This is a genomic window from Winogradskyella sp. ABM4_392 (genome assembly GCF_056160445.1).
In genome coordinates this window covers 836,323-857,209 of the sequence record NZ_JBSWXE010000001.1, presented here as the reverse complement: position 1 = coordinate 857,209, position 20,887 = coordinate 836,323, and the positions used below count along the sequence as shown (strand labels likewise).

Below are 20,887 nucleotides of genomic sequence, written 5' to 3'. Positions count from 1 at the left end.
ATTCTCTTTTTGATTACAGTACAAATTTGAGAGTTTATGAGGACTAATTCGGTTGATTTTAGATAGTTAACGATTTACTGTAGACGAATGGTAAATTAGTTTAGATTAAGCCTTTTTTGTCTTACGACTTCGAGTCTAAAGAACACTAACTGAATGATTAACAGCAATGCCATTGCAACAATTTGCATATGCACAACCTGATCTAAACTATCATGGTAAAACACAACCAGCACAACTTGTAACATTCCAAATACTCCCGAAATAATAACAGGCACATATTTATCTAAAGACAAGTAGTAGTAAGCAAAGATGTTAGATAAGGCAAACATGGATGTGGCTATAGCATATTGCCATAGTAATGGTGCCATATCAATATAAGCTTCACCAAAAAGTATGTTTATAATTAACTCTGGGAAAAGTATACAGCCAAATACAATGATTACTGAAATGAGAGCAATATAGCCTACATACTTAAACAATACTGATGCCGTTTCTTTGCCTTCTTTTTTTAGTTCTACGACAGCTGGTAATAATAACATTACAAACATCCAAGCAATAAAATATACGATGCGACCAATTAAAGCTAAGGAAGCATACAAACCAGCTTCGTAAGATTCAAAATAGTGTTTCACTAATAGGATGTCACTATTATTAATGATGATTTGTGTTAACTCGTAAAAGGCAGTTAGCAAAAAGAAGCGTTTTATTTGCTTACCATGTTCTGCATCTAATTTTAAAGTCTTACTAAAACTAATCTGACTTGTTTTAAATGGAAACAATCCAAATGCAAAGGATATTAAAATACCTAACGCAATAACCCAAGATGCTTTAATATCGAAGATTAAAATTATAGCTAATGTAATGAGCAATCGGCTTAACATTTCACCTTGATAAGTAATAGATAAAGCTTTAAACGCTTTTTTGCCTTGGTAGGTTCCTCTGTTAACACTCATTAAAAAGTAAAGCGGCACACCACAACCAAAAATGACAAACATATTTGATGATGATGTATTAAAAACCGTTTGTAGTTGTGGTGCAAAAACCACAATTAAAAGGCCAAAAACCACACCTACAATAAAGGATTGCTTGTAGACTTTAGCAACAAAACTTTTAAAAGTATCTCCTTCAAACAACACCGAAAATTTAGCTGTGACCAATTGAAACGTCATTGCTACAAAGGATAATACTAATAAAAATGTGATGAGTACTGCAGCATCTGCAAACTGAGCAGGTCCTAATACACGACCTAAAATAAGATTGTACAAATAGTTACCTCCATTAACCGCCAAAACACTAATCATAAAGAGTTGTTCTGGTGTAATTTTTTTAGACTTTAGGATAGCTAAGGCTTGCATAGTTTTATTTTTTAAGGTTGAAATTAAGCTGCTGTTTTAATTGCTCTCAGTTCTTCAAAAAGGTCTCTATTGATATTTCCAATAACCATAAAACCTCTATTCTGACTTAAGGCCTGCTTGTACAATGCCTTAATAGCTCTAATGCCATTAGCATCAATTTCTATTACATTTTCTATATGAATAGTTAATTCTCCATTTGCATTTAAAATAGCTTCACAATGGTTTTGAAAATGCTTTGCTGTTGATGCATTAATAGATCCACCTATTATAAAAACTCCGTGCTTTTCTGTGATTGTAAGTGCCATAATTTTGTTATTTTTTAATTGTTTTTCATTCAAATCTGACACAAATATCCTCCGTATTTCCATGTACGAGCGTTCTATTTCGACGGATGGCAATTTACTGTAGATGAATGAAGCACTACCTTACCGTAACTTGCAAATAGTTAAAATGTAACAGACATGAAGACTTTAAAATCATTATTTACTATTAGTTTTTTAGCATTTACTTTGAGCTTCTCTGCTCAGAATATGCAAGTAGGTTTTAAGTATTTAGAAACCGGACAATATGCTAAGGCCGAACAATTCTTTAATGACATATTAAAGGATTACCCAAATAATAAAACAGCACGTTTGTGTTATGGTCGTGCTATTGGACTAAACGGAAAAGCCGAAGCTGCTAATGCTTTATTTTCAGATTTACTAGAAGATTATCCTAATGATTTTGAAGTAAAACTGAATTACGGAGAATCTCTACTCTGGAACAGCAGTTTTAAAGACGCGAAGGCTTACTACAAAGGTTTGGTTACAGAAGACCCTAAGAGCTTTGCCGCACTATTAGGTTTTGCCAATACGCTTTCTAACTTAAAAGAATACGAAGATGCTCTAACCTATGTCAATAAAGCTTTAGAAGTATCTCCTGGAAATCCAAACGCTCTAACTTCTAAAAAATATATCTACTTAGGTTATGCTTACCAAAATCAGCAAGCACAGAACTATGAAAAAGCTGAAGAACTCCTAATTAAAAATCTAGAGCTGTTTAATGACGATAAAGACACATTGCTCAACCTTGGTAATTTATACTTAATATGGGAAAAGTACGATGAAGCGCAAAACATATACAATCGCTTAGCAAAACAACCAGAACATAAGAGTATTGCCTTAAATGGCTTGGCATTAGTCTCTCATCTAAAAGGTAAAGAAAAACAAGCCTTAGCTTTAAGTACTGAAGCCTACAATAGCATTACCGACTCTACAAATGCAACAATAAAACAGCAAACAACAGAGCGCTATGCACAAGCTTTAATCTGGAACAAAAAATTTAAAGCAGCTTCAGAATTAATAGATCAACTTATTGTTGAATATCCTAACGAAAATTGGGTTTTAGCTTTGCGTGCCACTTTGAATATTTATAAAAGTAACTTTAAAAAGAGTCTTGAAGATTACAACAAAATCCTTGTAAACGACAGTACATCTTTTGATGGTAACTTAGGAAAAGCTAACGTCTTAAAAGCATTGGGAAGAAGCGATGACGCTTACACCTCAGCAGAAAACACTTTAAAGTATTACGACAAACAGAAAGATGCTACTAATTTTATTAATCAATTAGATCTTAGTTTTAGTCCAACAGTAGAAACCAAAGCATCACACACGTTTGATAATGGAGACAACAAAGCTTATACCTTTTCTGCAGATGTTACCTACCCTTTATCAACCAAACTTCAATTATTAGGAAATTACAGTTACCGTACAACCAACAATAGTGTTACAGATGTTTCAGCAAGTGCAAATAACTTATCCTTTGGATTATCATATCAGTTAATCCCAAATTTAACTTTGAAAGGTATTGCTGGACTTAATTCTGCCGAAGCCGAAAACAATGATTACAACCAGCTATTAGCGGACGTATCATTAAACATTAAAACGTTAAAACTACAAACTTTAGAACTAGGTTATAAGCGTCAGGTAGAAAGTTTTAATGCAGACCTTTTAGACCGAGAGTTGGTGCAAAACAACTACTATGCTAACTACAATCTTAGTACAAATTTTAACTTAGGTTGGTACACGCAGTTAATCCATACCTCACAAAATGATGGTAACACCAGAAACCTATTGTTTACTTCATTATACTATAACATTTTACCAAAGCCTAGATTAAAAGCAGGTGTAAACTATCAGCATATTACCTTTAAAGACCAAGTACCAACAATTTACTTTAGCCCAGAACAATTTAATGCCTATGAGGTTTTTGTCAACCTTATTAAAGATGAAGCTGTTGCCAAACCAAAAGAATGGTTTTATAATCTTACTGGTGCTTTTGGTTACCAGTTTATAGAGGACGACCCAAAGCAAACAGCATATAGAATACAAGGTGCTTTTGGCTACAAATTTTCTGAGCGCAGCTTACTTAATGTTTATGGCACGCACAGTAACATTGCTTCTGCCACTGCTGCTGGTTTTACCTTTACTGAGGTTGGGTTACGTTTTAAGTGGGTGTTTTTGAAGAATAAGAGAATCGAAAAGTAATCTTACAGAACATTTTAGAGAATATTTATTTCATTCAAATAACTTTTCTTCAAGATTACCTTTTTTATAAGCTTTATAATACTTTTTTGTTTTTGAAGTCATTAGTACATTATTCTTCTCATTACCAATAAACTCTAATAAGATTTTTGCAGCTTCTAATTGTACTTCTTTTACATCTTCTCTTTCATTATACTTTTCGCCTTTTTGAGGGATACATTCTAAAATGCGGTTGTGGTTAATCTTTTGATCTAAACCGTAATTTATCATGGCTACAACATAAAGAAACTGTTGTTTATCTTTATTGGTTAAGGCATCATAAAATTTACCAAATATTGGGATTCCCATTCCTGTATCTTTATTCATCCAAAATGACACAATTTGCGCAGCCGAACTAAATTCCTTTCCTTTTGGGTATACTGGATTTGAAAAAATATATTGAGTTGCATCAAAAAGCAAATTTTCATAATCTTCGTACTTAGGATTTTTATCTGCTTTCATTTTTTCTAATGACACTGAAAAAAGTTCATTTGATGACGAAGGAAATGTAAGTGATGTCCAAAGTCTAGATTTGACAACATTATCTTCAAACTTTCCAGGTTTAAAGTCTATAGTATTAAGCGCTTCTTTTACAAGTTTATTAATCTCTTCTGAATTGGGTGATGAACTCACAGTGACATCTGTGACCTCTGAGGCCTCAGTAACCGTTAAATAAACATAAACGTTACCTTTAAAATTAATTTCTGAAGAGATTTTAGGATAAATAAAGTTTCTAAAAGTTTCTTCAGAACAAGCTATTTGCTCTTTTTCTGAAAGATTGGAATCACAATTATTTTCAAATGGTAATTCTGATAAAACAGCGTAGTGATAAATTCCTTCCTTTTCTTGCTTAAACGGTTTTACTTTATAACCTCTTTCTACAGAATCATCGGCATCTATAAAATGACCTTTGGGTATTTGACCCAAAGCAAAAATCGGAACTAAAAGTATTAATATTAATATGTTTAATTTATGTTTTTTCATATTGTTAAATTAGTTAAATACTGTTATAAACCAAGTGTAAAGACTAAAGATACTGTTTTTAGATTAAGCTCAGTTGCTAGGTAAATTGAAGATTTTAGTGAAGTAAATCAAACGGAATTTTCAGATAACAGAATACTTAGCTATTACAGCCACAAATTACAGTATTTAGTTTTTTATTTACTTTTTTCTAATTGTTTATGTGAACCATCACAATTCGGCTTTCGTTTTGAAAGTCCACAAACACAATCATTAAATCCAAAACCGTTCATTATTCTTTCAATATTATTTTCAATTCGTGATGTCCTTGTCTTAGATTGTTTTGGTTTAGTAAAATATAAAAGATAACGTCTTTGACGTCCAGGAGTCAATTTCATAAAAGCCTTATGAAAGTCATTATTCACTAAAAATATTTGTTCCAACTCTTCTGGAAATTTAAGTTCAGATGGTTTCTTCTTTTCAACCTTCTTACCTGATTTTTCAATTCTGATTGCTTCTTGGATGTATGCCTTAATAATCGATTCTAGTTCGTAAATCTCTGGTAAGTCGGTAAATCGCATTTGTCTTGCTGATTGTACATTTTTAGTTTGTTGTACTAAAAGATTGTTAGAGTCATTGAGGAAAACTCCTTTATGGAACAAAATCGCACAATACTCCTTGAATTCGTGTATTAAAACAATGTTTTTTCCATTATCTGTATAACAAGGATGCATCCATTTAAACTCCTCCTTTAATCCGCATTCCAATATAATTTCACGAAGCTTGGACAATTCCACCTTCCATTTTTTAAGTCCATTCAAATATTTATTTACTTCTTCACTCATTGGGTATTACGATTTAAGACATCAAGTTGATTTTTATACTTTTCAACAAATTCTTTAGCTTCTCTCATATTTTGAGGATATTGCGCATAACCTTGTAAACAAATAACTCCATCTACTGAATAGATTTTATCATAAACATGATGATAATTCATTCCATTTTCCACTAGGTATTTCGCCACTTTCCACTTTTCAGTTTCTCTTTGCTTAGGTGGTCGGAATCGATGTGAAACGTGTTGCATTAATTCACCACAATCCGGACACTTTTGGTCAGGCATTTGAGTAAAATTAGCTCCTTGATTAAAAGATTTTCGGCAATTAAAACACACTTTTTTATAGCCCATGGAATAGATTAAAGATTAAACACCCAATATCAATTATTAAATTCTAATTAAATATAATCATTAAACTAAAAACAAAAAGGCAAAAACTTTCGCTTTTGCCTTTTACCATGTAGGTTAAGTTATGTAATCAAAAAAGGGCTAATTAATAATCAGTTTTAAGGGATTAATATTGTACTGATTACTAATAATTTTACAGAAGTATAAGCCTGTGCTTAAATCGTTTCTGTTAAAGGTAATGCTGTTGCGTCCTGCTATTGCATTGTATGTTGTGTTATAAACTTGCTTACCTAATTGGTCGTACACTACAAACTGTACGGTTTCGGTTTGCGTTAAACTAAAGGTTAGGGTTGTTTTTGTTGTCATTGGGTTTGGATATGCACTTAGCACATTCTCATCTGCATTAAACTCTTCTACAGATAAGCTTGTCTCTTGTGACAACCTTAGATTGCTTAAGTTCATCATTTTAGAACTTGTTGTACCATCTTCAGATACCATTGTAAACACTATAGTTACTACATCGTCTAATACTGGTGTGTCTGCAGTATTATTCATGAAATCTGCAATTGGCAACACATATTCTTGCTCTGCATTGGTTAAAGCAATTGTAGTTTTGTATTGCTCTTCCCAGTTGTTAATACTTTGTTTAACAAAAGTAATTTCTAAATTTCCTGTGCCAGATGCGCTTAACTTTAAACTGCTGTAATCTGATAAATCAACTGCCTTAAAACGTGGTGTTAATGCTCTGTAAGTAGCTACATATGTATTTGTTGTTGCTCTTAATTGTACATTGCGTTCTATTGGGAATTCATCTGCAGTAAAATTGTAATCGTTTTCTGTTACATTATATAACCCAACAGTTGTTCCTTCTTGTGAATCATCGATTCCCCAAGGACCATCTGACATAAACAAGTCATCTGGTGTAGCAATACCATCACCAATCCTAAACCCAATATCAAATAAACGTCCAGTCTCAACCGTTAGATTAGTGATGTATTGCTCACCCAAGGTTAGGGTATTACTCATATTTTGAAATTCGCTGGTTTCTGTAGTTCTATAACCTGCATCTAAGTTTACAGTTTCTGTAGCATTGACATTAATAATCTGTAGGTCTAAAGCTCCGTTTCTATATTGTCCTTTTCTAACAAATACTGTTGGTGGAGTTGAAATGTTGTACTCCGAAATTTCCTTTTCAATATTTAATAAGTTTAAAACCTCTTCTCCTAAAAGATATAAATCATCTACTGTATTTGCCCAAATCTGGAAATTGTAAAAAGTGACATCGCTTTCGTACTGATCTAAATTCCAGTGGCTTTCTACAGCAAAATTTAAATCGTCATTTACAACCTTTGCCGAAAGGCTTAAAACAAACTCATACGTTCCATCTATATTCTTAATAATAGATTTAATAAAAGGTTGCTCATTGATAGTTATTGTGTTTACCGAAATTAACTCTGCACCTAATAGACGATCACAAATGTATTTTGTGTGTTCGTAAACTCCGTTTTCGGTTTTTAGAGCTAAAACTGTAGCAATTGGTGTATCGTTATTCATATAATCTACAGCATAAATTTCGCTTGCGTTTGTAATATTTACCAGGTCTGAAGGTGTAGATTCTATAGCTTCTGTTTCGCCAATAACTTCTAAAGGCACAAAATCTTGTAACGTGAAGCTATTGTCTGACGTGCGCTGTGCATACATAAAATCTCTCGATACTCTTGGCGCAAGACTTCTATCAAACGTGTAACCTGTTTTTGCTCTGTTGAAGTTACGTGCATTAATTTGCTCAGAAAGTCTGTTGTTACTTTCTAATCCTCCATCATTTCCACCAGAAGTTGGTGGCTCAATAATATCGCACATTCCAAATCCTGAACATGAAGGGTCTTGGCAATCTATTAATCCATCACCATCATCATCAATACCGTTATCACAAATTTCTTGTAAAACTGGAGCTGTTGGACAACGTGCTCCATCATTACTAGAACTTGATGGACCAAAAGCAAACAGGTTAGAATCTATATCTAAAGTAGAATTTACATCCTGTACATTTTGAATCACATAAATAGTTCCCGTTTGGTTTGCTGACACATAAAAACGACCATCAGCATCAAAATAAACCGCTCCGTAAGTATAATTATTTCCTGTTAGGATTGGCACAACACCTAGCGAAGTTACAACGCCATTTTCAGGGTTAATTCGGTATAAAATATTTGTGCTTTTTTCTACTGAATATAATTGACCATCTACAGCATTAAAGGCCCAATCATGAATATTAATACTCTGAGACAGTGTTTCTGTAGCATTATGTTGTGTGTAATTTGGAGATTCTGGATCTAAATCTATTTTATAATAAGTTGTACCACCACCTTTAAGGTAATACATACCTGTTGCGCTAATACCACCAATATAACGGTTGCTATTTGGCAGCTCGTCTATATAGTAGGTTGTAGTTGTAAAGTTTTTACCAATCCTAACAATTGATTTTGCTGGCGATCCTAATGAGCCCCAAATAAAACCATCTGCCGGATTGTAAGCTGCACCGTTTATATTACCTGGAGTAACATCTGCAGCAACTTGATAAGAACTACCAGATGCTAAATCTATTGCATACACATCATTATGTTGAAATAAATAAGCATTATAATCGCAATTAAAAGGAATATCTTCTTGCGCAAAACTGATACAGCTTAATGCAAATAAAGCAAAAGATAAAAGTTGATTTCTAAATGTGTAAAATTGTGTCATAAGTCTGGATATTCTTGTTTCCTGAAGCAAATTTACCTCAGTTATCCACCAGACTTTTGTGATTTTCGATTACTACTACAACTATTGCGTTAGTTTACAGTTTACTTTCGACGAATGGTTTTTTCTGATTTTTTTCAGGATTCATCTAAAAAACAAAAGGCAAAAACTTTCGTCTTTGCCTTTCTACCTAGTTAGTAATTAGGGTTAAATAATAATCAGTTCTTAAGGGGTTAAATACCACTGACTATTATGCTTTATTGCTATTAATCATTTTCTTAATTTGAAAAAGACAAAGGCTTTCGCCTTTGCCTTATCCTTACCATCAATCCAAAAACCATGAAATTATGATTTTCTGATTCAAAAATACAGACAATACCAACCTTGCTTTTTATTATTCGTTGAATGCAAATAGAATGGCTTTAGAATGCAGTTAAGTGTCGACGAATGGTTTTTTGCGCTTTTTATCTAAAGTCCATAAAACAGAAAAGGCAAAAGATTGCTCTCTTGCCTTAACTTTGCTATTAACCACTAACCATTATTAAAAATGATTACTGGTACAAATTTATAATCAACTGATTATCAATTTATTTATTTTCGATGAATATATTCTGATTTACTTTAGAAAGCCAACATCTATAGACGAATGGTTGTTTTGTAAAGTCCTATTAGAGTAAGTTAAGTCGTTTCATTAACTCTGGTCGGTTAGAACGACTCACAGGAATGACATCTTTCTTTATTAAAACACTATTGTCTTCAATATCTATAATCTTATCTACGTTGATAATATAAGAACGATGAATTTTTAAGAATAAACTATCTGGAAGCTTTTCTTCAATCTTCTTTAGTGTTGAATGTACAGTATAGTTTTTAGTTTCAGTTTTAATCTGAATATAATCTCCTTTGGCTTCTACCAAATAGATGCTTGGAATATCAATTTTTATGAGTCTTCTATCAATATTTACATATAAATCATTACCTGATGATGTCTCTACATCATCTGCAGGTTTTTTGGTCTTTTTGGGAGTGCTCGTTACTGCTTCTGCTTTTTGTATGGCTTTTTTAAAGCGCTCTGGTGTGATGGGTTTTACCAAATAATCTACAATACAATCGTACTCAAAAGCTTGTATTGCAAAGTTGGCATCTGAGGTAGTTAATACAATTTTGGGAGGATTTTTTATTGTTTCTATAAAGTCAAAACCTGTAAAATCTGGCATATGTATATCTAGGAAAATAAGATCTACATCATTTTGATTTAAATACTTTATGGCCTGAATTGCATTAGGGAATTCTTCTAAAACATTTAAGCTATCTACATTACTACATAATTGATTAATTATAGCTCTTGCAGTTGCTTCATCATCAATAATAATACAATTCATAAAACAGGATTAAAGGGTCTCTAAAAAACTGGTCATGTTTTGCAAAATAGCTTCAAATTCTATTTTGCCTTCTTTGCTATTTTCTAGGAGATTATGCTCATAGTCTACAGCAACTTCATAACTCTTTGTGAGGCCTAAAATACTAATTTTATGCTTAAGTTTATGAACGTTCTCTGCTGCGGCTTTAAAATTACCTGTACCTATATTATCGAAGTACACTTGCTTTTCTTCAGGAAATTCTTTTTGAATGATATCTATGAGTTTTTGCTCAAATGCTTTATCTCCTCCAGACATACTTTCTATATAGGATAAATTAGGCTGTTCCATCTTTGTGCTTTTTTAAAGTGAAATAAAATGTTGTTCCTGCACCTAGCTCTGATTTTAACCAGATTTTTCCACCGTATAAATCTACTATTTTCTTTACTATAGAAAGACCAACTCCTGTTGAATCTTGAGTGTTTTCTAGCTTCTCAAAAACCTTGAATATCTTTTTAAAGTAAGCTTCATTTATTCCTTTTCCATTGTCTTTTATGTAGAATTCCCAAAATTGCTTTTTGTCTTCTACACCAATCTCAATTAAACCTTTTGGCTTATCGTTATATTTTACAGCGTTGCTAATTAAATTCTGAAACAATTGCTGTAACCTGTATTTATCACCTAATATAGTTGGCAGTTCTGGAATGTCGATAGAAATATGGCTAGGTATCTCCATCAAATTAAGTACGTCTTTAAGCAATAAATTAAGATCTACTTTGTAAGTTTCTATTTGGTTTTTACCAATAGTAGAATAGTCCAAGATACCACTAATTAAGGCATCCATCTTCTCAACATTAGAGCGAATTAAACCAAGTTGAGTATTACAATGATCGTCTAACCTATCTTTATTATCCTCCATCAACCAGGCTGCTAGTGTATCTACACTTCGAAGCGGCGATTTTAAATCGTGAGATACCATATGTGCATAATCACTAAGTTCTTGGTTTCGTATCTCTAGATTATGAAGCAACTGTTCTTGTTCTTTGAATGCCTTACATGCTTTTAAATTAATAGTAAACTTCTTGATTACTGGTTCTAACTGTGATAAATCCTTGTTACTAATATTGTCTTTTTTAGAATATAAGAACAAATAACCTTGTGCATCTAAGTTGAAAATTGCAGTCTTTCCTTCTTCTACAGGTATTGGTGCTATATTAGAAACAATGTTACTAGCTGTTATTATTTTACTAAAACCAATAGTATCTAAAAACTCTGAGGTTGCATCATCTTTTTTTACCTTAATCTCTTCACCAAAAGGAATGGCATAGGTAGATTGTAACATGTTATCTTTAGATTCTAAAATCCAAGCAGCATTAAGGTTTTTCCGTTTGAGCAAAAGTTTTAAAAACAAATCACAACTTTCCTTGTAATCTAAAAACTTGCCTATTGCCATAGCATACTCGTATAGCTGAAGAATATCTAATATGTGGTTTTCAATTTTCATTATTCAAACAAGCCTACAACGATAGTCTTATTATAAAACTCCAAGAAGCCTTCACCATATGATGAAATTTCACCTAAAGTTAATGCACCACCAATTGATATGTTATCAAAATTATTTTCTAAGGTACTCGTTATGGCTTTTAATTCTTTATCAAAATTATCTTCTAAAAATAAAATCCTAGAGATACAGTCTATAAGAATTGCTTTTCTTGGCATTGATGCTTTCTTTATACTGTCCTCTGCTGCCGATTTTGCTGCTTCAACCAAAGAATCTTCATCACCATTTAAAATATCAACAACTGTATTATCTTCTAACTCTCCAACGCAAACTAATTCGCCTTTGTCATTAACCATTAGTGGGTCTCTAACAATACATTCTGCATCATCCTTTAAAATGCCAAAAGGATATCCTTTTGCAATATCAAAGAAATTATCTTCAGTGAAGGTTTTACCAGAATGTGCTTCTACAACTTTTTTGTAGACTTCAAAAGGGTTTCGCCAATTAATTTCCTTTATAACGTTACCTTCAGCACTTGTTACAATAAATGGTCCGTCTACTTTACTCCATCCATGTCTCACACCAATTCTTGAAGACATTTTCATAATTGCAAACACAGCTGCATCCTGAAAAATACCATCGTTATTAAAAACACATGGTTGCTGCTCTAATGATAAACTACCTGCTCCACCACCAAAATAGTTAGTTTGCATCCCATAATTTTCATAGAGTTCACTTAAATAATGAGAAATATTAGATGTTAAACCATCTACATAAGTAAATAGACTGTAATCTTGATTCTTATTAAAAACGACATTAGGGATTGTATAATCTTTAGCACTTATATTTTTAACCAAAAACATAGACTCTAAATTGTTGAGCGTATTGATAACGATACCCTTATCTAAAATAGAATTGCCATGGATAACTTTTGGAAAAAGTCCTCCCATAAATTTAATATCAGAATTATTAAGCTGATTAATAAAATCATTTATATCTATTTCTGTATGCTCACCAATTGTTATTAGTGCAGCGTTTTTACCAACATGATTTGAAATTGCTTCTGCAATTTCTACTGTATTTGTAGTTGTTATTAACATATTATTTTTTTAGGGTAAAGTAAAATGTGGTGCCTTTGCCTGGTTTACTTTCTAACCATATTTTACCGTCATGGAGATTAACAATTTTCTTAACTAAGGAAAGGCCTATACCTGTTGAGTCTTTACTTTTGTTTAGTGAATGGAAAATTTTAAATACTTTTTCATGAAATTGAGGCTCTATACCAATACCGTTGTCTTTGATAGAAAATCTATAATATTTACCATCTTCTTTTGCATCTATTTCTATATATCCTTTTTCTTTATCATTAAACTTAACTGCGTTACTAATTAAATTTTGAAACACCTGTTGAAGTTTAGTTTTATCACCATTTACAACTGGTAAAGGGTTTATCAATTTTACATCGATTTGCTCTGGTATGTATAATATTTTGAGCAAATCTTCTACTAACAAATGCGTGTTTACTGGTTCTGACTCTGTATTATCTGACGCAACACTAGAATAATTTAAGATGTCTGAAATCAACTGCTCCATTTTTTCCAATGTTGTTTCAATAAGGCCAATATTTTGAAGACTTACATCATCAAGTGTATCTTTATTGTCTTCTTTTAACCAGCTTATTAATGCATCTATACTTCTTAGAGGAGATTTTAAATCGTGAGATACTATATGCGCATACTCTTGTAATTCTTCATTACTTTTTTCTAGTTTTTGAAGTAATTTTTCTTTCTGAAATTCTAAATTTTTAAGTTCTGTTATATCTAAGTGTATACCTATTGAACCTGTTATGTTACCTTTTAAATCATAATTTGGAGCACCACTGATTAACCAATATCTAATATCTCCTGACTTATTTTTAACCTTTAACTCATAAGAATTAGACTCACCATTATGTCGTTTTTGGTTTTCTCTTTTTATAACATCATTATCCTTATCTGCTTGAAAAACGTCTCCTCCAACTTTACCTAATAATTCTTCTTCAGTATAACCTGATATCTCTTCAAAACTTTGATTTACCATCAAAATTTCATCATTATTGTTTACCTCAACGAGTCCAAGATTCATGTTAGCAATAATATTACCGTATTTTTGCTTCTCCGCAACAAGCGCTTGCTGGTATTTATTCTCCAAAGTAATGTCTCTAACAATGCCCTGAGCCGCTACTGGCTTACCGTCTTCGTAAATTGTACTAGCATTAATATGAACTAGTTTTTGCTCATTACTTTTTGTCGTAATATTAACTTTAAAATCAGTTATAGACCCTTTTTCCAATAACCTCTTAAATGAAGGAGCGACACGACTTACTTCATCTTCACGCACAAGATTCATTAAATTAATATCATCTTCATTTGGATTAAAGCCAAGCAAGTCTATGGCTGCTTGGTTCATTTTTAGGACATTTCCCCAAAGGTCTATAACTACATAGGCATCTACTATGTTTTCAAAAACACCTTGTAACTGAGAATTGGTTTTAGAATATAAAGTGGTAAGTTCTTTGTGAGATGCTTCTAGTTTTTGGTTAAGCTCATATAATTCTGCAGATTTTGCCTCCAAAATCTCTTCTGCAGCTTTTCTAGAAGCTCTTTCTCTTGCAAGTGTTCTTTTGAGAATATCTACTTCTTCTTGGCTCATATTTAAGCTTTATTGATAAAAAACCTAACCTCAGTTCCTTGGTCATTAAGCTTTTCAATTTCAATATTTGCAGGTACATTAAACAGCTTAAAAGTCTCTAACATTAGACCTTTACCTAACATATATAATGCTTTGTCCGATTTATATACCATTACCATTTTATCATCAGTTTTCTCTTCTAACTCAAAAGTTGGTAACTGAGCATCTGGATATATCTTCTTTACCTCAACATGAATATGATTTTCTATTGACGCCAATAAATTCATTGGATCTTTGTAATGTGCTACTAAATTAGGATGCGACTTTATTAGCGCTTTAAAGAGATGCTCGGCGTACACCATTAGCAAATCATCTATTGAGATATCTGTATTTTCACTTAAATGCGAAATGAGTTGCAGCATTTCTGAAAATTCATAAGTCCCAACAGATGTGTAGACTCCTTCAGATTCTAAATTAGACTGATTGATAATTTTATCTACCATAGCCAAGCCAAATTTTTCCTCAACTAGTTCTAAAAATTCGGTAAAGATTATACCTTTCATAGGTTTGTTTTTTATGTTTAAAAAAAGGGCATTTTTAACCACAGAAAATCAAATCACTTTTTACAAATGTTTAAAGAAGATTGCGAAAAATGTATTAACTAGACTGTGATTAATTCATTAATACTCCAATATCCTAATAATTTTTCAATTTTAGAAACATAATCTTCATATTTTAAAGGTTTTAGCACATAACCTGCTACTCCTATCTTGTAACATTCTAAAAGATCACGTTGGTTATTGGATGTTGTGAGAATTATGGTTGGTATATATTTTAGTCTATCATCTGCCTTTAGAATCTTAAGAAATTCTATTCCATTAATTTTTGGCATGTTTAGATCTAAGAGAATAATATCTGGAAGTTTGTCTTTTTCCTCTAAAAGTTTGAGTGCTTCTTCACCATTATTAGCTTCTATAATCTTATGATTGAGATTTAGAGACGATGTTGCTCTGCCGAGCTTCATTACCTCTATCATATCATCTTCTATAAGTAAAACCTTAAGATTTTTCATGTTTAGCTAAATTATAGTAGCGCAAGTTACCTTGAAATGAAAAATATGATTGCCTTTATTCGGTTGATAGAAGTTTACTGTCGTTGGATGGTAGATAAGTGTCGACGAATGGTTTTTATCTAAGCAGCTATTAAACTTTGACAGTTGAGCTTATTAGTTGTTTTTAGTGTTGTTAACTGCGCTTCGCGCTTTATTTTTTCAAACTCTTGCAGAAACTCTATTGAGAAGTTCTTATAATGCTTTTCTTCTAAATACATTTCAAATTGAGATATAAACTCGAGATGTTTTAAGCTTTTATTTAAAATAACGTGATTGTTATCCTCAACTTCATTAGTAATCGTTTTAGGTTTAATAACCTTTTCAACCTCTACCTTCTGCATCTTAACATCAGTTGATTTTTTAGCTAGTGAATAGTTTTGTGTATAGTGCTCTATAAAGTTTTTTAAACTATTCTTTAAATACAAATAGATACCTACTTGTGTTAGTGTTAATGAAAAAAATGTCAATAAATTATTCATAGTTTTGAGGGACTTTGATTGTTTGATATGACAAATTTAAAATCCCATTGACTCTTAAAACGCCGTTTTTAGACGAGTAAACATTTGGTATAGACGAATGGAAGCTAATTTTCTTTAACTTGAATTACAGCAGTTTGGCTACAAACTGTCTCTCAACTTTTTAGGCAGACCTTTTACAACCTCATCATAAGAATGGTCTATGAGTTGTAGAATAAGTTGTGTAGATAGATCTGTATTATGAATTTTAATGCTGTTCCAGAGTTTTTTGTGCATGTGGTAACCAGGTGTAACTCCATCATACTCTGCACGTAGTTCTTCTGCATAATCTGGATTGCACTTAAGGTTTATGAAACCTTCTCCTTTCTCCCACTTAGACAAAGACGCTAATGCAAACATTTTGTTGCAAACTTTAAAAACCAAGACATCGTCATCAAAAGGAAAGTGTTCAGTAACTTCCTTCTTCTGCATGCAGTAATTTCTGTAGTCTTCTATGTTCATAAAACTTCCTGCAAAGGCAGGAATCTTATTAAATTAATACGTTTTAGTTATAGATTGCCACGTCCTATCGTCCTCGCAATGACATATACTATTTTAATAACTTTTTTTCTTCTCCTTCAACTTTTAAGCCTGAATAGTCTAAAGTCCAACCAATGGTTTGTACAAGATTTTCTATGAGCTGTATAGCCTCTAAGGCTTCTAATTTCGCAACATTATACAATCCACTTTCTGGGATTTTGTCCATGATATGCTCTTTGGCTTTGGTATGAAGCTCGGTTAAATCTGATGCATCAAATTTATTAAACATACCATCCTGCTTGTCGTAGTAATTGATATCACTTTCTATAGACAAAACTTCGGGTTGTGGAAAATGCGAAAGTACTACTGTTTTAGATTTTAAATCTGAACGCATCTGCACTTTGCTTAAATCGAAACCAACATGTGCTTTTGCATTAATAACTACAAGTGCTTTCTTTTTGCTAGATATAAGTTTTAAGAATTTTTCTTTTACATCTTCGTAGTGATATATCTCGGCAAAGTCGCCTTCTACGGTTATAAATTTACATACACGCTTTATTTTATCTAATAAAACGATGGACTGCTCACTAGTTTTCTTTTTGGTTTTCCATTGCCTAAATAAGGTAACCAAACCTAGTGTAACCAATATGCTAATGATAATTATAAAAAATGTTTCCATATGTATTATTGAGACACTTATATTGTGCCCTTGTCACTTTGCAATATTTTACATAAAGCATTAGATGCTGAAACAAGTTCAGCATATCAAGATTTTACTTGTTTATTCTAATATTTTATACAGCACTGGCTTACTTGGTGTGGCATCGTTTTCAAAAGGTGCAATTAGCAGGTTTAACATGTATGCTCCATCTTCAATCTTGTTAGATACATAAATAAACTCTGTAATAGTTGCATCTTTTCTTATAATGCCTTTTGTGTTCCAAAATGCGTTGTGTCCTTTTAGCTCACCACCATCTTCCTCTCTATCTACACTTGGCAAATCAATTAATAAATGTTTAATTCCCTTTTTCACCAAAAGCTTAATTGCATCTTCTTCAAAGTAGGTCCAATTGGTATTAGAGTATTGTCTTGTTTTTTTATCCCTTGTGTTTGGCATAGTCCTTACCACCAATGCTTCTCGTCTCTTGTTGCCTATAGCAAATTGTAGTTGCTTAGCAGATATTACATAATCTTCACCTTGTTTTTCTGGCGCTACGGTAATTACTTCTGCTAAAAAGAAAAATCGCTTTAAATGTTTGTTTATAGAGTATTTTTCTTTTGTTATATGACCCACGGTTTCTGTATGTGTGCCATGAGAATGTGGATTGAAGGTAATTGTATTAAAATTAACCGACGCACCATTTTCAACACTTATCACATCTTCATCAAAAACTTCTGGAGCAATTTTTGGCGGACCAATATACCAGGCATTAACATTTGAAGCACCATCCTTTATTGGTATTGATATGTCTAAAGGCTTTGTTAGATCTATTTTTAGTTTTCTAGAATTGTATTGAATTTGTGCAATCACGCTAAATTAAGTTTAAAGAGTTCGCTGGCAATACCATCACTTAAAAATTGTCCTTTTTTAGTAACACGTATATGCTTATCATCAATATACAATAAATGTTGGTTTATAAAAGTTTCGGCTTGCTCTTTTAAGTATTCTTTATAAGTTTTTCCAAAATCTTTTTCAACCTTATCTAAAGACACTCCCCAAATGGTTCTTAGACCTGTCATTATATACTCATTGTAACGGTCTGTTGTGGTTAAAATTTCTATTTCAATTGGTAGCTTGTTTTGTTGAATTGCTTTGATGTACTTTGTGTTGTTTCTAACATTCCAACCACGTTGCTTACCATTAAAAGAATGTGCAGATGGCCCAATTCCTATATAAGGTTTACCTTGCCAATAGGCAGAATTGTTTTTACTAAAGTAACCTTCTTTACCAAAGTTTGAAAGTTCATAATGTATAAAGTCAGAGGCTTCGAGTTTAGCCTTAAGTAAATGAAATTGTTCATGTGCTTGCTCATCGTTTACATCATCTATAATTCCTTTTTTTATAAATGATGCCAAAGCTGTTTTAGGCTCAACGGTTAATGCATAACTTGAAATATGAGGTATATTATAACTCAATGCTATATCAATATTTTGAAGCCATTGCGTATTTGAAGCTCCTTGAATTCCGTAAATTAAATCGATTGAAATATTATCGAAGTATTGCGTTGCAACAGACAAACATTCTTTTGCTTCTTCAGCATTATGAGCACGATTCATCAACTTTAAATCACTCTCAAAAAATGATTGAATACCTATACTTAGTCTGTTAATACCAATACTTCTATAATTTTTGTATAGACCTCTCGACTGCGCTCGAGGTGACAGCTGAGTTCCTATCAAATCATCTGGATTGGCTTCGAGCGTGATTTCTGGATTATTAGTTACCTTGTAATTTTTGTAAACTTCTTCAATCAATAATCTTAATTCGTCATTCGTCAATAGGCTAGGTGTTCCTCCACCAAAATAGATGGTCTGCACCTCTACATTTTTAAATTCGTCTTTACGTAATTGTATTTCTTTTACTAAAGCGTTTACCAGTTCATCTTTCTTTTTTAATGATGTTGAAAAATGAAAATCGCAGTAATGACAAGCCTGTTTACAAAAAGGAATATGAATGTAGATACCTGCCATTAGTTTTTTCGTTTTGGGCCTTTAACATATCTACGTGTATCTTGTCTAATCACTCTTAACTCAGGATTGACAGCTTTTATAGCTTCTATGTTATCATCAGTGATAACTTGGTGGTCTATTAAAAAGTGTGTTAAATTAGGCAAATTACCCACTTCTGTTGGAATACTTTTAAATGAATTATTATGCAACCACAAGTTTTGAAGTTTTTCTAAATTAAGCACTTCTTCTGGAAACTCATTTAATCGGTTATATCCTAAACCACAAAAATTCAATTCCTTAAGTTTTGAAAATGATTTTGGCAACTCTCTAATATCATTACTACCAAGTGATAAATCTTCGAGACTAACCAATTCTCCGAAGGATTCTGGCAATTCTGTAATTTTATTAGCAGCTAAATTAAGGTGTCTTAAATTCACCATTTTCTCTATTCTCTCTGGTAATCTTTTAATGGTTCCTGCATTACCAACAATACTTACTAACTCACTACAATTAGCTAATTCGTCTCGCAATCCATTTAGTCCATTTGGTGAAATATTTAACATCTGTAAACATCTTAAATCCCCTATTGATGCAGGTAATTCTCTTAATTTCCCATTTGCTCCAATGTCTAAGTACTTAAGCTTTGTTAGGTGCCCAATATTTTCATTTATTTCTCTAAAATCGTTAAAGGTCATACTTAGCATTACTAAGTTGTTTAACTTATTAATGTTATCTGGCAATTTTCTTAGATAGCACCTGTTCAGCTCCAGAAAAATAAGGTTAGGTAATTTTGCTAGGTCATTAAACAACTTCTCATTATCCTTAAATCTATTTCCTGACAGATTTAAATATTGAAGATTCTTAAACTGAAATATTTCTTCTGGTAATTCTTTAATATCTGTATAGCTTAAATTCAGCGAATAGACCTCATCCGGTTTATCTAAAAGATTTTTTATGTTGTGTGGTCTTGCTAAGTTGTAGTATTCATCTAACAGTTTAGACCTATGCAAGCGACCGCCTTTAAAAATATCAATGTCATAACAATAATTATTTATGGCGTCTTCTATTTGATTAAAGGAGGATTTAGGAACACTAAAATTGATAAGCTCTTCGAAGACTAATTTATCTTCTTCAATTAATTTCATAAGCTCAAAATCTTCTTCAAATCCTCTTTTTTCTAAAAAGGCACAATCCCAAAGTGCTCCTTCCTTATTTCCTGAAAAATATTTAGAGAAAATTGTGTAATAATATGTGCTTTTTAAATCTTCATAAGCGCCATTTAAACGCAACCTTTGATTATAACTATCTAATGCGAGATCGAATTTCTTAGCCGAAAAAGCGATATTTCCTTTCCATGATAATAAATATGGATTTCTTCCTTTTTCTAGGATTATTTCGTCTATCTCTTTTAATGCTTCATCAAATTGAGAATCTGAAAAATTAGATTGAAAACGGAGGGTTTTCACAACATAATTATCTGGAAAACTATCGAGATATATTGTAAGATCTGATGTTATATCTTTATAATTCTTATCATGTAAATTAGAACTAATTACTGCTCTAGAAAGGTAATTTTCAAGATTATTTGGATAGCGTTCTATAGCTTCGTCTAACAGAGGTTTAGCCATCTCCCAGTTCTTCTTCTCATAGGCTTTATCTAATCTTTGTTTCAGTTCTTCATCACTTAAAAATTTAGAACATGAGAAGAAGAGTAACGTCAATATTAAACAATATATGTACCTCATAATATCATAGATTCCTGCCTCCGCAGTAATGACAAA

At 32.1% G+C, this 20,887-nt stretch carries 20 protein-coding genes; 1 reads left to right on the top strand and 19 read right to left on the bottom strand.

The window, feature by feature from the left end; all coding sequences use genetic code 11:
- Nucleotides 1-95: 95 nt before the first annotated feature.
- Both ACXAFS_RS03765 and ACXAFS_RS03760 read right to left on the bottom strand, forming a co-directional pair.
- Nucleotides 96-1,355 carry an oligosaccharide flippase family protein gene (locus tag ACXAFS_RS03765; RefSeq protein ID WP_475305402.1) on the bottom strand — a complete coding sequence of 420 codons (1,260 nt, stop codon included), beginning with the start codon at nt 1,353-1,355 and terminating at the stop codon, nt 96-98.
- Between the two features lie 23 nt (nt 1,356-1,378).
- Nucleotides 1,379-1,660, bottom strand: a complete 282-nt coding sequence (locus ACXAFS_RS03760; protein ID WP_331808624.1) for an STAS domain-containing protein — start codon at nt 1,658-1,660, stop codon at nt 1,379-1,381.
- Nucleotides 1,661-1,816: 156 nt separating this feature from the next.
- Between ACXAFS_RS03760 and ACXAFS_RS03755 the strand changes: the two genes are divergently transcribed.
- Entirely contained in the window at nt 1,817-3,880 is a 2,064-nt protein-coding gene (locus ACXAFS_RS03755; protein WP_475305400.1) for a tetratricopeptide repeat protein, read from the top strand.
- A gap of 30 nt (nt 3,881-3,910) precedes the next feature.
- Here ACXAFS_RS03755 and ACXAFS_RS03750 read toward each other — a convergent pair whose 3' ends face one another.
- From ACXAFS_RS03750 to ACXAFS_RS03670, 17 genes are all read right to left on the bottom strand, one after another.
- The gene (locus ACXAFS_RS03750) at nt 3,911-4,900 is read right to left on the bottom strand and encodes an energy transducer TonB (RefSeq protein WP_475305399.1); all 990 of its coding nucleotides are present in this window, start codon (nt 4,898-4,900) and stop codon (nt 3,911-3,913) included.
- A 173-nt stretch (nt 4,901-5,073) separates the two neighbouring features.
- Nucleotides 5,074-5,721 carry a YdeI/OmpD-associated family protein gene (locus ACXAFS_RS03745; RefSeq protein WP_475305398.1) on the bottom strand — a complete coding sequence of 216 codons (648 nt, stop codon included), beginning with the start codon at nt 5,719-5,721 and terminating at the stop codon, nt 5,074-5,076.
- Nucleotides 5,718-5,996, bottom strand: a complete 279-nt coding sequence (locus ACXAFS_RS03740) for a hypothetical protein (RefSeq protein ID WP_475305396.1) — start codon at nt 5,994-5,996, stop codon at nt 5,718-5,720. The genes ACXAFS_RS03745 and ACXAFS_RS03740 overlap by 4 nt, the downstream gene beginning before the upstream one ends.
- Before the next feature lie 204 nt (nt 5,997-6,200).
- On the bottom strand, nt 6,201-8,804 hold the full coding sequence (locus ACXAFS_RS03735) for a T9SS type A sorting domain-containing protein (RefSeq protein WP_475305395.1): 2,604 nt from the start codon (nt 8,802-8,804) through the stop codon (nt 6,201-6,203).
- Nucleotides 8,805-9,469: 665 nt separating this feature from the next.
- Nucleotides 9,470-10,183 carry a LytR/AlgR family response regulator transcription factor gene (locus ACXAFS_RS03730; protein WP_475305393.1) on the bottom strand — a complete coding sequence of 238 codons (714 nt, stop codon included), beginning with the start codon at nt 10,181-10,183 and terminating at the stop codon, nt 9,470-9,472.
- A gap of 9 nt (nt 10,184-10,192) precedes the next feature.
- The gene (locus ACXAFS_RS03725; RefSeq protein WP_475305392.1) at nt 10,193-10,510 is read right to left on the bottom strand and encodes an Hpt domain-containing protein; all 318 of its coding nucleotides are present in this window, start codon (nt 10,508-10,510) and stop codon (nt 10,193-10,195) included.
- Entirely contained in the window at nt 10,497-11,663 is a 1,167-nt protein-coding gene (locus ACXAFS_RS03720; protein ID WP_475305390.1) for a sensor histidine kinase, read from the bottom strand. The genes ACXAFS_RS03725 and ACXAFS_RS03720 overlap by 14 nt, the downstream gene beginning before the upstream one ends.
- Nucleotides 11,663-12,760 (bottom strand): FIST signal transduction protein, encoded by a 1,098-nt coding sequence (locus ACXAFS_RS03715; RefSeq protein WP_475305389.1) that lies wholly within the window; start codon nt 12,758-12,760, stop codon nt 11,663-11,665. The genes ACXAFS_RS03720 and ACXAFS_RS03715 overlap by 1 nt, the downstream gene beginning before the upstream one ends.
- A gap of 1 nt (nt 12,761) precedes the next feature.
- Nucleotides 12,762-14,351 carry a sensor histidine kinase gene (locus tag ACXAFS_RS03710; RefSeq protein WP_475305388.1) on the bottom strand — a complete coding sequence of 530 codons (1,590 nt, stop codon included), beginning with the start codon at nt 14,349-14,351 and terminating at the stop codon, nt 12,762-12,764.
- 2 nt (nt 14,352-14,353) lie between these two features.
- Nucleotides 14,354-14,893, bottom strand: a complete 540-nt coding sequence (locus ACXAFS_RS03705) for a heme NO-binding domain-containing protein (protein WP_475305386.1) — start codon at nt 14,891-14,893, stop codon at nt 14,354-14,356.
- 98 nt (nt 14,894-14,991) lie between these two features.
- A complete protein-coding gene (locus ACXAFS_RS03700; protein ID WP_138432895.1) occupies nt 14,992-15,402 on the bottom strand; it encodes a response regulator in 411 nt (136 codons plus the stop codon).
- A gap of 119 nt (nt 15,403-15,521) precedes the next feature.
- Nucleotides 15,522-15,920, bottom strand: coding sequence for a hypothetical protein (locus ACXAFS_RS03695; RefSeq protein WP_475305385.1), 399 nt, complete (start codon nt 15,918-15,920; stop codon nt 15,522-15,524).
- A gap of 138 nt (nt 15,921-16,058) precedes the next feature.
- Nucleotides 16,059-16,418, bottom strand: coding sequence for an MmcQ/YjbR family DNA-binding protein (locus tag ACXAFS_RS03690; RefSeq protein WP_475305383.1), 360 nt, complete (start codon nt 16,416-16,418; stop codon nt 16,059-16,061).
- Between the two features lie 88 nt (nt 16,419-16,506).
- A complete protein-coding gene (locus tag ACXAFS_RS03685) occupies nt 16,507-17,115 on the bottom strand; it encodes a DUF4230 domain-containing protein (protein WP_475305382.1) in 609 nt (202 codons plus the stop codon).
- A 102-nt stretch (nt 17,116-17,217) separates the two neighbouring features.
- Entirely contained in the window at nt 17,218-17,967 is a 750-nt protein-coding gene (locus ACXAFS_RS03680; protein ID WP_475305381.1) for a cyclase family protein, read from the bottom strand.
- Complete coding sequence (gene hemW / locus ACXAFS_RS03675; RefSeq protein WP_475305379.1) at nt 17,964-19,127, bottom strand: radical SAM family heme chaperone HemW; 1,164 nt, start codon at nt 19,125-19,127, stop codon at nt 17,964-17,966. Before hemW ends, ACXAFS_RS03680 begins: the two co-directional genes overlap by 4 nt.
- On the bottom strand, nt 19,127-20,851 hold the full coding sequence (locus ACXAFS_RS03670) for a leucine-rich repeat domain-containing protein (RefSeq protein ID WP_475305378.1): 1,725 nt from the start codon (nt 20,849-20,851) through the stop codon (nt 19,127-19,129). The genes hemW and ACXAFS_RS03670 overlap by 1 nt, the downstream gene beginning before the upstream one ends.
- Between the last annotated feature and the right edge of the window lie 36 nt (nt 20,852-20,887).